Genomic DNA, 12074 nt, shown 5'->3' on the forward strand with positions numbered 1-12074 from the left:
ATGATTCGGAAAGGGGTCGAATCGAATAGATTCTTTTCTTCCGGGTTTTTTCACGGCTCGGAGTCGTATACCTTTTCTACTGAGAAATAGTAGGTTTAGGCGGATATTTCCCTAACTTCTCTTGTCTCTCTGGACTCTTTTTCCTTCTCCTTAGGCTCCTTCTTGATAACCGGGGTTACCACCTCCACGGGTACGTTTCCAGCAGATTCTATCCGGGCTTTCCAGTCGCTTCCAATGGACACGAGGGCGTAGATTCCTATGACTTCCGCCTTGGCCTTCTGGATGATCTTCATCATCGCCCGCTGCGTTTCTCCACTGTCGATGATATCGTCGACGATCAATACGCAGTCTGTCTTCTTGATCGCGTCCCTCGGAACAAACAAGCTCAATACGACAGCCGTCTTTGGAGGCACGAAAATTTCTTCGATAAACTCTCTCACTCCAACTTCTCTCTGTTTCTTGGCGACAAGTAATCCGACGCCGAGTCGGTGTGCTAGGAGAGTTGCGAGCGGTATTCCGTCGACCGCTGCTGTCATGATCTTCGTGACTCTTTTTCCGGCGAACTTGCCTACTGCGTGTTGGACGGCGCGTTCCATCAACATTGTGTCGCCGATGATCGCGGTGTTGTCAAAATATCCTCCTTCATCAAAATGAATTCTTTCTAGAAGTTCTTTGTCTAAACTCATGTATCTCTGGAGTGTTTTGTTGATCTCTTCTGCTCGTTCCGCGGTTGGTAAGACGTGTCCTTTCACATACCGGCTTAGAACTGTTTCAGGGAGGTGAACCATCGCCGAGAGTTCTCTGTAGGTGAATCGCTGTTTGGCTAGGTTGAGCAGTTCGATCGTCATGAGTTTGTATTTGAGATCTAGAATGCGTGAAGTGTCCTTCATTTCTTGTATCGGCATCTTAGCCACTGCTACCATGTATAACGCTTTCCATTTTTCGCGCGTGTGATTTTTTTCTGCGACGACTCGCGACCACTCCAGTACTATTCTGGTAGCGCCCAGCGTATTTCTTGATCGCGGGCTTTCCAAGTCTTAACAAAGAGAGCTGGATGAATCTCTCACCCTTTGCGAGATTGACAGCGCTGTCTCCAGAATTATAGAGACTGACAGTCAGCTGCCCGCGAAAACCAGGATCGACCAAGGCAAGGCTCGCAAACAAACCTTCGCGCGCCAAAGACGAGCGAAGATGTAAAAATCCGACAATGCCGCTAGAAAGTTCGACCGTCTCGATGCTCGCCACTAGCGAATGTTGTTTTGGTCTGAGCCGGATCTTCCGATCAACACGCAGATCTACTCCGGCTGGATTCAGCCTGAATCCCGAAGGAAGGATTCTCAATTCTCCATTTTTGATCGCTGAAGAGATTTCTTTGTCCGAGAGTGCCATTGACAAGTCCCCTTCAACCAGCGCTCACTATTCAAAGCTTGAAGTGATACTAGATTGACTCAAAAATTGGCAGACGCAAATCTAGCCCAGAAAGAGGTTTGGACTAGGGGAATGAAACATCTCAAGAAAAACGACCTCGCACTCGCAAAAATCATCAAACGCTTAGGACCTTACGAGTTTCATCTAGACGACGATGACTACGAAGCGCTTGTGGGTTCGATAATTTTCCAGCAGTTGGCCGGAGCCGCAGCGCGGGCAATACTCAACCGCTTCAAACAAATCTATGATGGCAAGATTCCTCGGCCTCGCCAATACCTCGAGACCAAGGAGAGATATCTACGCGCTAGCGGATTGTCGCCGCAGAAGATCAGATACATCCGCGACCTATCCGAGAGAATCGAGAATGGCGTCCTAGACCTGAAACGATTGTCCGATCTTCCAAGCGACGAGGTCGTAAAAGAGCTCGACAAGGTAAAAGGGATCGGAAGATGGACGGCGGAAATGTTTCTCATCTTTGTCCTGGGACGAACAGACGTCCTGCCGGTCGACGATCTTGGCTTGAGGAAGGCTGCTCAGAAAATCTACCGGCTGAGAAACCTACCAACAAGAGAAAAATTCGAACAGCTGTCGAAAAAATGGCATCCTTATTGTTCTATTGCCACCCTGTACCTCTGGAGAAGCCAGGAGAAACCGCAAGATCCAATAAAATGGTAGATCGAGAAAAGTCCCGTTTCGCTGAACGGAGAAATCACATCACAACTCTCTGGCCATGATTAGCCCGTCGAAGTATTTTCCATCTCTGAAGACCTTGTCAGGAATCATGCCTGCTTGTTTGAAGCCTGCTTTCTCGTAAGCTCGTCGGGCCATCTTGTTCTCGGCCAGAAACTCTGCGTCAAGAGTCTTTAATCCTATTTTGCGGCTTTCTTGAACGAGAGTCTCAAGGATTCTGTGTCCTATGCCTTGTCCTCTGTATTTGCTGATCATAGTTAGCCCCAGGTGTCCATGGTGATGTGTGTCTTCGTATCTGCCACGTGTTACCTCACCATTTGCGATTATTCTCCCACTTATTTCAGCGATTACGCTAACGACGTCTCCTCTCTCTATTTCCATCAGGGTATGGGCCAGCCATTCCGCTTCTTCCTCTCGAGTCAACCTTCTGTCAAATCCTGCGTATAGTCCTGAATTCGAGTCGCCATGTTTCTCTTGCACCAGGTTATTGATGAACGAGAGAAGACTATCAAGGTCCTCCCAGCGAAGCACGCGCAGAGTTACGTTCGGTACGTTAGCAAGTTTGAACCGTTTGTGGACACGACCTACCTTTAGCGATGGACGAGACAAGTTTCTCGCCGAGTTACCAGACGATGCTGCAGCCGAAGGCTGTTGTCTCCGATACTCGAACGGGTCGATTTGCGAGAAGATCGTCGATCGCGTTTCTCAGGTCGCTGACTGTTACCCTTTCGGGGTTTCTTGAATCGTCTATGCGACCCTTGTAGCGCAGTCGCCGTTCCTCATCCAAGAGAAATACGTGAGGCGTGCAAACTGCCCCGTAAGCTCTTGCAACCGCCCTGTCGTCATCCTTGACATATGGAAAGTTGAAAGCTCTCTCCTCATTTCTTAAGACCATTTCTGCATATGTATCAGCGGGGGACAGGTAGGAGTTGTTTGAGTTAAGAGCCAACAACTGCACGCTCTTCCCTGAGTAGTCTCTTTGGATCTTGAGCATCCTGTCCTGAGAAGCCTTTACGGTCGGGCATCCGTTTGAGACGAACAAGAGAACAAGTAGCTTCTTGTCTTGGAATGACGAAAGAGAATAACGTTCCCCGTCTACGCCGAGGAGATTTCCAAAGTCCGGAGCGCCTGCTCCGATTATGAATGTTTCACTTTTAGCTTGGGGAAGCTCCAACTTCAGCACTCGTCGTACTCATCGGCCGTAGGTAACGGTTGATGAGCGCTAACTCGGGGCTCTGTTAGAACTTGTCGGGGAAATGTTTCATCATGCCCTGCGAGATCGTGTCGGCGACGGCATTGATCTCGGTGAAGACATCGTCGAAAGCTACGACATCATCGTTCCATCTCTTGTCAAGTCGTGCCTCAACTTGCCTCTTCGTCAGGGTCAGATGCTGGTGGAGCAGGTCAAACATGTCGTCCTTGGCCCAATGAGGATTCGTCTGGCTAAGGAGGCCTGCAATTTCGTCAGCGTTCACAGTCCACTTACTATCTTGTGTTTCGAAATTCTTCTGGTCTCCAGCCTTTGCGAACTCGATAAGGTCAACGCCTAGGAGGACGTGTTTCCTCAGGAGCTCGGCGAGTTTTCTGCCTGTTCCCTCGCCATAGAATGGAATGAAAGAGTTGCCGATGCTATCAGGAGTCTTCAAGAGTCTCTCCTTTGCCGCGACCATATCGGGTGCATTCTCGAGTGCGGAGAGGGCATATTGGCGGGTCCAGATCGCGTGATCTGCCCAGAGCTTCCGCATGTTCGTCCTAAGTGAAAGTGTCGTCTCATTCATGGTTGTAGGCGAATAGAATATCTGTTTCTTTTTTAAGCTATCCCCCCTTTTGTTCAAGCCGCCTTTTTCCCGGTAGTCATACTAACCGACGCCGCCTAGTCGGGAAATTGGTTTGAAAGCTCCTCCCAGTTCAGTAGGCCTGGAGACTAAACAGATTCCATTCGGTGCTGAGAGGCAGATCAGCATGACCTACGGTTCTCCTCCGAACAAAGACCCGTCAAACTCTACGACCCTAGTCCTTGCTCACGGCGCAGGAAAATCGATGAGTTCTCCCCTCATCACATTTTTTCATGTCGAGATGGCCCGCCGAGGTTTCCTCACCGTCAAATTCAATTTTCCGTATATGGAAGCTAGATTTCGGTTGACTAGAACTCCCGACCCAAAGGAAGTCCTCGTTGCGTGCTATAGAAAGGTCCTCGACGAGGTCATGTCTAGTCACAGACCAGAGAAGCTAGTCATAGGAGGACTGTCGATGGGAGCTGCTGTTGCATCCCATGTTGTAGCTGATAAACCGGGAAGAAGCGATGTCTGTGCACTCTACTATCTCAGCTATCCCATTCACCGGCCTGGTAGACCAGAGGATCTTGGAGTCAAGCACCTCTCCCAGATTTCGAAACCGATGCTCTTCATATCTGGCACCAGAGACCCTTATGCGGAGCGAGATCAATTAGCGGATCTAGTTTCAAAACTTGGGCCAAACGCCAGGCTACACATTGTCGAGGGAGGAGATCACTCTCTCAACCCTCGCAAGGGACGCGCGATATATTCCAAAAGGCTCGATCAGACCTCGAACGTTCTGGAAGAGTGGCTGAGAACTCAGCTCAACTAATTGCTCGAACCGTGATAGGCATCGAAAAACCGGGCGAATTCTTGACAATAAATTGTGTTGACGTTACCCGTAACTAGCGTTCAGGGTAAGCGTCATTGGAAATAGGCGAGTCATCCGCCATCAACACTCAGTGGAAACGAATGCCGAAAGCAGAACAGACCAGCTGGGTCTTCGCCAACGTCAAAGGAGGAGTAACACGTGTTATCGGTCAACTGCGAAAGATCAAGAATGTTGAAACCGTCATACCTGTGACAGGCAGATTCGATCTCGTAATCAAACTGCGAACAAACGAACCTAACAAGACTTTCAATATCGTCGAGAAGATCAGAAAGATCAGGGGGATTACATCTACTCAGGCAGGGATTTCCCTCCAGAGGATCTCCAACGCGAAAAAGGACGAGTCAGAGGATCCTATCACTTTCGCCCTAGTAAAGGTGAGGGGAGCTTACAAGAACGTCCTGCAAAAGATCAAGACCTTCCCGAGCTTCGTCGAAGCCCACGTGATACCTGGAGAGTTCGACCTGTTCGCCGCATTCCACGGCTACAGTCCGGAAGAGCTCCTTGAAACATCCGTTGAGAAACTGGGCAGTATCAACGGAATAACAGCTATGGAGACTCTGGTCGCTTGGACACCTACATCGCCATATTAGAGGGATAGATTCTACCCGACTCTCAGGCTTCTTCTTTTCCCATATTCCTCGTTGAGTCTACCGGAAGTTCCTAGGAATTTCTAGGTCGCCGGTTTCCGTTAAGACCCTATAGCAATTGAGGGTAATCCATTTGCTAGGCTTTCCAATTTGTTCTATGGTCGCGGGGGCCTTTCTTCCCTTTCCACTCGGATAGAAGAAATCTCCTTCTCTGAACCAGTCCCCTTCCAGATTCCAAGTTCCGTTCGGACTGCGTTTTGAAAGCAAAAGGTGAGTCGCGTCTCTAATTCTCTCGTCATCTGAATATCCCAGTTTTGTCAACACTCGAAGCCCGTGAAGAATGTCATAGAAGTAGTACATTGGAAAATGAAGCGCGGTGAAGAAGGGATAGGTCTCTTTCCAATGATGATTGTCTGACTTGTAGACGCGGTGCATTAAGAGAAACTCCGCTCCTCTTTCGATTGATCGTTTCATTTTTCTCGTCCATTTTTGCCGAGGAATTTCTGAGTAGGCCCACAGTGGCTCGATGGTTGACATGAATGAACTGTGCTTCACTTTCTTTTCGGGATAATCGCAGTTCCATCCGCCGTCTTCCAGTTGTCCCTTGGCCAGCCAGTTGATTGCGTTTTTGAGACGGCGGTCCTCGCCGTATCCAAACTTGATTAGCGTTCGGATCATGTTGCCTGTGAGACATGGTTCGTCCCATCTCCTCCTCTTCTCCTCAATCTTGCTCGGACAAGCAAAAGCGCCTGTATCCACTTGGTGCAATTCGAGAAACCGTTCACATTCACCCTTGATTCTCTGATCCGCAGGAGCTTCCAACTCACCTAGTAAGGCCAGAGGCCAGGCAGCAGCCGTCCACTTTGGACGATAGCAAGTCTCCTTGGGAGGCCAGTAGCCCCCACGGGTTTGCCCCTTCATTATGCGCCTGACAGGCCCAGATTTTTCTATCCTCTCTCGGGTTGCTACAACATCTTTGTCGCTGGTGCGACGACCTAGTAGGTCGGTGAGAGTGTGAAATCTTATGGAAGGATCCTTTGGATCCAGTAGCCATTCAATTGTAGGCTGTTTCATGACGTTTGGCTTCAAACTGGCTCTGTTAATCGTTTCCTCGGGGGTCTAAGCATAGTCGATGAGACTACCGGCGTATCATCTTCTCCGTTTCACGAATCTGACCAGCATAGATCTGTCGGTCCTCTTCATCAATGTTCAAGGAGCCAAGTTGTTTCTTCGCTTTGCTGAGATACTTTCTGGCAACTTTGTAGTTCTTTGCCACCGCGTGAGCTCGCGCAACAGCTTCATAGGCAGTGCCGAGAATCTCTATCAAGTTATTCTTCTTGGCGATCTCCAGTGATGATCTGGCGAATTGAAGCGATAGGTTGGGACGGCCGAGGGCTGCGTATACTCGAGAGATCTGCCAATCCCCAACTGCCTGGTTTCGGGGACTACCGACAAGACTCCAATGATAGCGCGACGAGTGGGCCAAGTGTAGCATCATCGCGTCATCCTCGGCGTTTCTTTTCTTCTTCTCTAGGTAATCCCAAGTTCTGTTGAAAGATTGGGCCCCGGTTTTCCGGTGAAACCTGCGTTCACTTTCTGTCATTCTCATGGTCGGTGTTCATTGAGTATTGTCATATTGTAGCTGGGTGAGTGCACGAATTACTCTGGCGGGGGTTCCCAGATTACTTCCGCTATGCTGAATGCCAGTTTGACGTCCGCTTGTTTCAATTGCTCAGGTGGTATCTCCATTGGAACTCGAACCTCCCCGGCGATAGCGCACACCGCGTCGTTCAACCATCGATATTTCTCGCTCTCCGTCGTGTGTCTGGCAAAACCCACGACCTGTCGACGCCGCTTCGTCGCGGGGTTTGTTGTTGGCCTAAGTTTGTACAGTTCCTGAGATCGGTCGGATGATCGGCCATAGCCTTGGAAGTCGAGCATTATCAACGCGGAATCATCTGTTTCTATGAATCCTTGGATATTCATGGTAAAGGTTTCGTCGGTACGTCGGTGAGGATGATTCGATCCTCGAAATCTTCCGGAGATGCGTCCCTCACATATTCCTTCAGCGAAGTAGAAATGGTCTTCCTCAGTTCCCTTTTTCCCAGTAAGATTAACCTGCCATCCGTCGGGATAGAAGAATCGGACCGTGTAGAGAGGTTCCAGTCGCATAATCCCTCCGCAATCTCGACGATATTAATTCTATTCGAGAAACACTTAGCGAATTCAGCCCGGACCTCATAAAGGGATGGGTGGCGAGCCCGGTGGGATTCGAACCCACGATTTTCGGACCACACTCTGTAAGATAAGACAGTTTGCGGGACGTCCTTGTTCTGAAGCCCCTCATAAGAGAGCAGATTTGTAGGATTCGAGCTCTTCGGCGGAGCGGGCAGTCGTACAAGGAGGTAGCTCGCCGCGCAGGATTTTCAGTAAGCACTGTGCACAAGTATGCTTTCAAAGTTAGACTCGACAAGAGAAGCAAGGCGCGAATCCAAGAAGGGGTTTTTCGAACACAGCGTAATTTTGTCAGCAAGTTTGCTCGCGTTAAAACCGTAGCGGTAACGTCCCAAGAGTTGACCCGTGACAAGGCTCGCCTGCTAGGGCACATATTATTCGACGGAATCGCTACACGCTACGTTATCAGCTATACAACCGCATCGTCAGCTTTGGCTCGGCAGTTTCTGAATGACCTCGAAATTAGCTATCGAGGGCTTAAGCCGCGAATTCGAAAATATGCATCCAAGAACATGGATGTGTATGATGTAACCGGGGCCTCAATCATCGCCTGCAATGACATTCGCAGGTTTCTTTGCAAACCAGACGTGCGGACTCTGCAGCATCTCCAGTCAGCAGTTATGAACTCAGACACGGGGCTGTTAGTACAGATTGTACGGGCGTTTTGGGAAGATGAAGGAAGCACTTCGAGAGAAGGAAACGTAACCGGAGCTATCAAGAACATAAGATTGCGCAACCAAATCCTTCTAATTCACCAAAAACTCGGAATAGGCGTTAGCCCGTACAAGGATGGAGCCAACCAAATGTTTGGCATCTATGTCAGAAGAGGGCACAGAAATCTGCAAAGATTCGATCACCTTGTTGGTTTCCGCAAAGCCATCGTAACTCGAGGTTTGAACATCGGGATCCTCAAAAGGTCAGTACTCTCGGAACATCTCGGCCGAGAAAAAAATTGGAAAAGCTGTCGCTAACATCTGTGAAGCGTTGGCGGGCCCGGTGGGATTCGAACCCACGATTTTGGGCTCTCTTCACTCCGAAATAGATAGCTCCGAAGGCCCACGTCTTGGTCCTGGCTCGACTACGGGCCCTTGAAACAAAACGGAATGAAACATCTAGTTAACTATTCGGCAGGAGAGAGCTGCAACCTTGTAGGCTGATTGTGACCAAGGCTTCCTAGAAAACGCTTTAGCCATTCATGTGCGATTGATCAAGGCTAGTTCTTGCAGACAACTTTTCTGTTAGATGTAGGAATTGCCGTGGCTGCGGCTCTTCTTGTCAGTCTTCTCTTCTATCGACTGGGCCTTCCCATGATCGTCGGCCAACTGGTCGCGGGAATGCTCGTTGGACCCTACGGTCTCGGTCTGATCCGTGACACGACAGCTATTGACTTTCTGGCGACTCTCGGAATAATACTGCTACTGTTCGTCGTCGGGCTCGAACTCGACCCTCGCAAATTTGGCAAGGTCGGGTCCAAGGTCTTCGTTCTAAGCACAGTAGAGTTTTTTGTCGCGTTTCTGGTCAGCGTGCTCTCAGCTCTGTCTGCAGGATGGGATCTGGGGACCGCGCTCTTTCTCGGGTCAGTTCTTGGTCTCAGCAGCACAGCGATAGTTGCGAAACTGATTCTAGATCGTTTTCCAGAACATGATCAAAATTTCACTGCGCTGATGATGGTGATGGTTGTGGAGGATGTGATTGCCGTTTTCTTGCTGTTCCTTACGCCCGAGCTTGCAGGGGGACGCCAACTTCAGGCGTCAGGCCTTTTGATCATCGCCTCGAAGGGATTTTTCCTGTTCATAGCGAGCTTCGGATTTGGCAGGTATCTTGGCCCATGGCTAATCAACAAGGTGAGCCAGTACGAGCTGGAAATCGGTGAAGTCGCGTTCCTGCTTGCTTTGTCATTCGGGTTCTTATTCGGCGTACTTTCAGATTATCTTGGTTTCTCGCCTGCTATCGGAGCCTTGCTGGTCGGATTCTTTCTTCCCGTCAAGCAATCGAGGTATGTCCGAGAGAAAATTCTACCCCTCAAGGACGCTTTCATCGTGTTCTTCTTCTTATCGATGGGGACCCTGATCGACACGTCCACTGCCCTATCCCTCGGCTTACCACTCATGATCATCTTGGCTGGAGCTATTCTCGGCAAGCTTGCTGGAGGCGTCCTGGGAGCGCGTTTGGCTCGGATCGGACGCCCCATTCTAGTTGGTTCGATCCTGGTTCCACGTGGAGAGTTCTCGCTGGTACTCGCTAAGACGGGAGTTGATGCTGGACTAGTAGGCCCGCAGCTCTATCCTGTAGCCGGTCTAGCAGTTCTAGTAACTGCGCTCGCGTCCCCACTGATCGATAGATTGACGCGTCCGTCGAATGAACCCTGATGAGTGGTTAGTTGAGATGGCTTAGACAGATTCTCAGAAGGACTTTCTCCTCGGCTGCGACAGCTAGTCAGCAAACTTGTAGTGTCGATAGCCTTGAGAGGTCACGTCTATCAACACGAACTCGTTTTCAGGCTCTGCGACAAATTTTCTTCCATCAGGAAATGCTTTCCCCTCGTGCAGGATTTCGTATTCGGCGAGAGACACTGGTCTGCGATTGCGTAATTTCTCGGCATGGCCAAATCTCTTGGCGATAGCAGCCCATTCTTCCTGAACAGTCCAGCTTGATGCCTTGGCCTTGCAGCCGCTTCCATAATTTCCAGATCCACCTCTTTTTCCTGCCAGATCGATTCCCCTCATTGCCTTGGTCTCCAGGAGCATTGAGAGGCAGCTTTTTTCAGAGGCAGAATAGCTGTTGCCGCTCTCTCTTGCGTGTACTAGTCCGTCAGCCACTTTGTCTTGGTAGTCGGCTTGGAATTGTTTGGTCTCCATGAAGTGTCTCATGTAATCGGCCTCCGCTTTCTCGAACTCCTCTCTTTTCTTGTAGCTGTCTGCTTGAGGCTCGTCGCCAATCACGCGCAGGACTTCCTTCCAGCGGGGGAGGCCTCGCCAGAAATGTCTCAACAGGTACGCGAAAGCTTTCTCCGCCATCTTCGGGTACGGGACGTGGAAAGAGATGGGACCTATGTGATCTACTAACGACTCGCCTTGTCCAGCCCTAACGATGCCAGAGGCAACCGCTTGCTCTGCCCAGTTGTCGACCGCACCTTCCATGGCTCTGAGATAACATCTCTCAGAATGTTTTCCGTGGACGACTGCCGTCGTCGAGAAAAGCGGTCTCCAAAAATCATCCTCATCCTCCATGTGAGTGCCGATGATCGGGTCGATCACCAGCAAACGAGGATTCTCCTTGACTAGGAGGGCGACGGCCCCTGCTCCCTGGGTCGATTCTCCGGGACTGGTAAGCGGATATCTAGCTATGTCGGTTGCACAGATGATGCTACTTTTCCCATTGCTTCTGCCTGCCCATGCCCAGTCGAGTGAACTTTCCAGAGCATCTGCGGTGCTTACGCATGCGAACTTGTACTCGACGCCTGAGGTTCTCTTCAGAGATCCCTTACCATACTTCTGTTCTAACATTCCGTGAACATATGCGGCGACAGGTTTGGATTCGTCCACGCCGGTCTCGGTCGCAATGTCAATTCTTGCGAGACTCGCCGGTTGAACACTGTTTCTTTCCATCAGCTCGAAGATTGCATTCGCAGCCAAGACCGAGCTGTCTTGGTAGGTGTCCGGAATCGACATTTTGGCGATTCCGATGCCATGAAGATACTTCGAAGGGTCAGATTTTCTTGCAGCAGAAAATTCCGTCGGTTTCTCTAGCCTCTTCTCATCTGCTAGCTCCAAGTACAATCGCGGAATGTAGACTGCGATGTCATCGATGCCAACCATGGTCCTCACGGGGTGTCCTCCTGAGCAGGCTTGTGAGCTAAGGAGTCCGTTTCAGTTCACTTACGCAAATAGGGGGGTTACGAGAAGATAGGCGAGATGTTCTATTGTCATGGGAGTTTGCAGTTACGATTCCTTGCGTTTCTCTTAGTCAAGACAGCTTGACTTGATATGCTTACAATAACCTACTTGGTAGTAGTTGACTACCTACTTTATAATAAAGACCAAAGTGTTGATGGGATATGATTCAAACCCTCTTCGGAAGCTCCGTAGACCTGCCATCGCTTATCCTAAGACTGGCTGTCGGAACCCTGTTCATCATACACGGATACCCTAAGCTAACTACTCAAAGAAAGCAAGGTGAAGCCTGGATGAAGAGCGTAGGAATGCCCGCGGCCATGGTTCCACTCGGGGGCGTTTTCGAGTTCTTCGGCGGAGCAGCGTTGATTCTCGGACTACTAACCCCGATTGTTGCGGTCTTGGCGGCGCTCTGGATGCTATCGACTACGTGGTTCTCAAAAAGCAAACTGAAGAAGAAATATGCCAGTGGCTACGAGATCGATGTCACATTGTTCTTGGCCGCGCTCGCACTGGCTCTACTTGGCAGCGGAATCTATTCAATAGATCACCTACTAGCACTATAGGAGGAACA

General features: G+C 50.0%; 15 protein-coding genes and 1 tRNA gene. 6 read left to right on the forward strand and 10 right to left on the reverse strand.

Going from position 1 to position 12074, the window contains the following annotated elements:
* Positions 1-95: 95 nt before the first annotated feature.
* Positions 96-905: a phosphoribosyltransferase family protein gene (locus VGS11_13415; GenBank protein HEV2121086.1), complete on the reverse strand. Its 810-nt coding sequence runs from the start codon at positions 903-905 to the stop codon at positions 96-98.
* A gap of 1 nt (position 906) precedes the next feature.
* Positions 907-1389 carry a dCTP deaminase gene (dcd, locus tag VGS11_13420; protein ID HEV2121087.1) on the reverse strand — a complete coding sequence of 161 codons (483 nt, stop codon included), beginning with the start codon at positions 1387-1389 and terminating at the stop codon, positions 907-909.
* A 54-nt stretch (positions 1390-1443) separates the two neighbouring features.
* Here dcd and VGS11_13425 point away from each other — a divergent pair, with 54 nt between their 5' ends.
* Positions 1444-2103, forward strand: coding sequence for a DNA-3-methyladenine glycosylase 2 family protein (locus tag VGS11_13425; GenBank protein HEV2121088.1), 660 nt, complete (start codon positions 1444-1446; stop codon positions 2101-2103).
* Positions 2104-2142: 39 nt separating this feature from the next.
* Here VGS11_13425 and VGS11_13430 read toward each other — a convergent pair whose 3' ends face one another.
* The 3 genes from VGS11_13430 to VGS11_13440 all read right to left on the reverse strand — a co-directional run bounded on the left by VGS11_13430 (position 2143) and on the right by VGS11_13440 (position 3896).
* Complete coding sequence (locus tag VGS11_13430) at positions 2143-2727, reverse strand: GNAT family protein (GenBank protein HEV2121089.1); 585 nt, start codon at positions 2725-2727, stop codon at positions 2143-2145.
* Positions 2728-2740: 13 nt separating this feature from the next.
* Positions 2741-3292 (reverse strand): thioredoxin family protein, encoded by a 552-nt coding sequence (locus tag VGS11_13435; GenBank protein ID HEV2121090.1) that lies wholly within the window; start codon positions 3290-3292, stop codon positions 2741-2743.
* Between the two features lie 64 nt (positions 3293-3356).
* Complete coding sequence (locus VGS11_13440) at positions 3357-3896, reverse strand: glycosyltransferase (GenBank protein ID HEV2121091.1); 540 nt, start codon at positions 3894-3896, stop codon at positions 3357-3359.
* 112 nt (positions 3897-4008) lie between these two features.
* On the opposite strand from VGS11_13440, the gene VGS11_13445 reads away from it, so the two are divergent.
* Together VGS11_13445 and VGS11_13450 are read left to right on the forward strand one after the other, a co-directional pair.
* Positions 4009-4725, forward strand: a complete 717-nt coding sequence (locus VGS11_13445; protein HEV2121092.1) for an alpha/beta family hydrolase — start codon at positions 4009-4011, stop codon at positions 4723-4725.
* Between the two features lie 95 nt (positions 4726-4820).
* Positions 4821-5375, forward strand: a complete 555-nt coding sequence (locus tag VGS11_13450; GenBank protein HEV2121093.1) for an Lrp/AsnC ligand binding domain-containing protein — start codon at positions 4821-4823, stop codon at positions 5373-5375.
* A 57-nt stretch (positions 5376-5432) separates the two neighbouring features.
* Here the strand turns inward: VGS11_13450 and VGS11_13455 are convergent, their stop codons facing one another.
* From VGS11_13455 to VGS11_13465, 3 genes are all read right to left on the reverse strand, one after another.
* Positions 5433-6446, reverse strand: coding sequence for a hypothetical protein (locus VGS11_13455; GenBank protein ID HEV2121094.1), 1014 nt, complete (start codon positions 6444-6446; stop codon positions 5433-5435).
* A gap of 64 nt (positions 6447-6510) precedes the next feature.
* On the reverse strand, positions 6511-6975 hold the full coding sequence (locus tag VGS11_13460) for a hypothetical protein (GenBank protein ID HEV2121095.1): 465 nt from the start codon (positions 6973-6975) through the stop codon (positions 6511-6513).
* A 56-nt stretch (positions 6976-7031) separates the two neighbouring features.
* Positions 7032-7544, reverse strand: coding sequence for a DUF3237 family protein (locus tag VGS11_13465; protein ID HEV2121096.1), 513 nt, complete (start codon positions 7542-7544; stop codon positions 7032-7034).
* Between the two features lie 143 nt (positions 7545-7687).
* Between VGS11_13465 and VGS11_13470 the strand changes: the two genes are divergently transcribed.
* Positions 7688-8578, forward strand: coding sequence for a hypothetical protein (locus tag VGS11_13470; GenBank protein ID HEV2121097.1), 891 nt, complete (start codon positions 7688-7690; stop codon positions 8576-8578).
* A gap of 14 nt (positions 8579-8592) precedes the next feature.
* On the opposite strand, the gene VGS11_13475 is transcribed toward VGS11_13470, so the two are convergent.
* Positions 8593-8695: transfer RNA gene (locus VGS11_13475), tRNA-Arg, on the reverse strand.
* A gap of 132 nt (positions 8696-8827) precedes the next feature.
* Here VGS11_13475 and VGS11_13480 point away from each other — a divergent pair.
* The gene (locus VGS11_13480) at positions 8828-9976 is read left to right on the forward strand and encodes a cation:proton antiporter (protein HEV2121098.1); all 1149 of its coding nucleotides are present in this window, start codon (positions 8828-8830) and stop codon (positions 9974-9976) included.
* Positions 9977-10039: 63 nt separating this feature from the next.
* Here VGS11_13480 and VGS11_13485 read toward each other — a convergent pair whose 3' ends face one another.
* Positions 10040-11425, reverse strand: coding sequence for a hydroxymethylglutaryl-CoA synthase (locus VGS11_13485; protein ID HEV2121099.1), 1386 nt, complete (start codon positions 11423-11425; stop codon positions 10040-10042).
* 239 nt (positions 11426-11664) lie between these two features.
* On the opposite strand from VGS11_13485, the gene VGS11_13490 reads away from it, so the two are divergent.
* Positions 11665-12066, forward strand: coding sequence for a DoxX family protein (locus VGS11_13490; GenBank protein HEV2121100.1), 402 nt, complete (start codon positions 11665-11667; stop codon positions 12064-12066).
* Positions 12067-12074 lie beyond the last annotated feature (8 nt).

The sequence above is a fragment of the Candidatus Bathyarchaeia archaeon genome (assembly GCA_035935655.1).
In the GTDB taxonomy this organism is placed as follows: domain Archaea; phylum Thermoproteota; class Bathyarchaeia; order 40CM-2-53-6; family 40CM-2-53-6; genus 40CM-2-53-6.

Bases quoted from the DNA above. Each gene is read 5' to 3' on its own strand.
- VGS11_13460 (HEV2121095.1), bottom strand. From the start codon at position 6,975: ATGACAGAAAGTGAACGCAGGTTTCACCGGAAAACCGGGGCCCAATCT.
- VGS11_13465 (HEV2121096.1), bottom strand. From the start codon at position 7,544: ATGCGACTGGAACCTCTCTACACGGTCCGATTCTTCTATCCCGACGGA.
- VGS11_13455 (HEV2121094.1), bottom strand. From the start codon at position 6,446: ATGAAACAGCCTACAATTGAATGGCTACTGGATCCAAAGGATCCTTCC.
- VGS11_13415 (HEV2121086.1), bottom strand. From the start codon at position 905: ATGCCGATACAAGAAATGAAGGACACTTCACGCATTCTAGATCTCAAA.
- VGS11_13490 (HEV2121100.1), top strand. From the start codon at position 11,665: ATGATTCAAACCCTCTTCGGAAGCTCCGTAGACCTGCCATCGCTTATC.
- dcd (HEV2121087.1), bottom strand. From the start codon at position 1,389: ATGGCACTCTCGGACAAAGAAATCTCTTCAGCGATCAAAAATGGAGAA.
- VGS11_13485 (HEV2121099.1), bottom strand. From the start codon at position 11,425: ATGGTTGGCATCGATGACATCGCAGTCTACATTCCGCGATTGTACTTG.
- VGS11_13440 (HEV2121091.1), bottom strand. From the start codon at position 3,896: ATGAATGAGACGACACTTTCACTTAGGACGAACATGCGGAAGCTCTGG.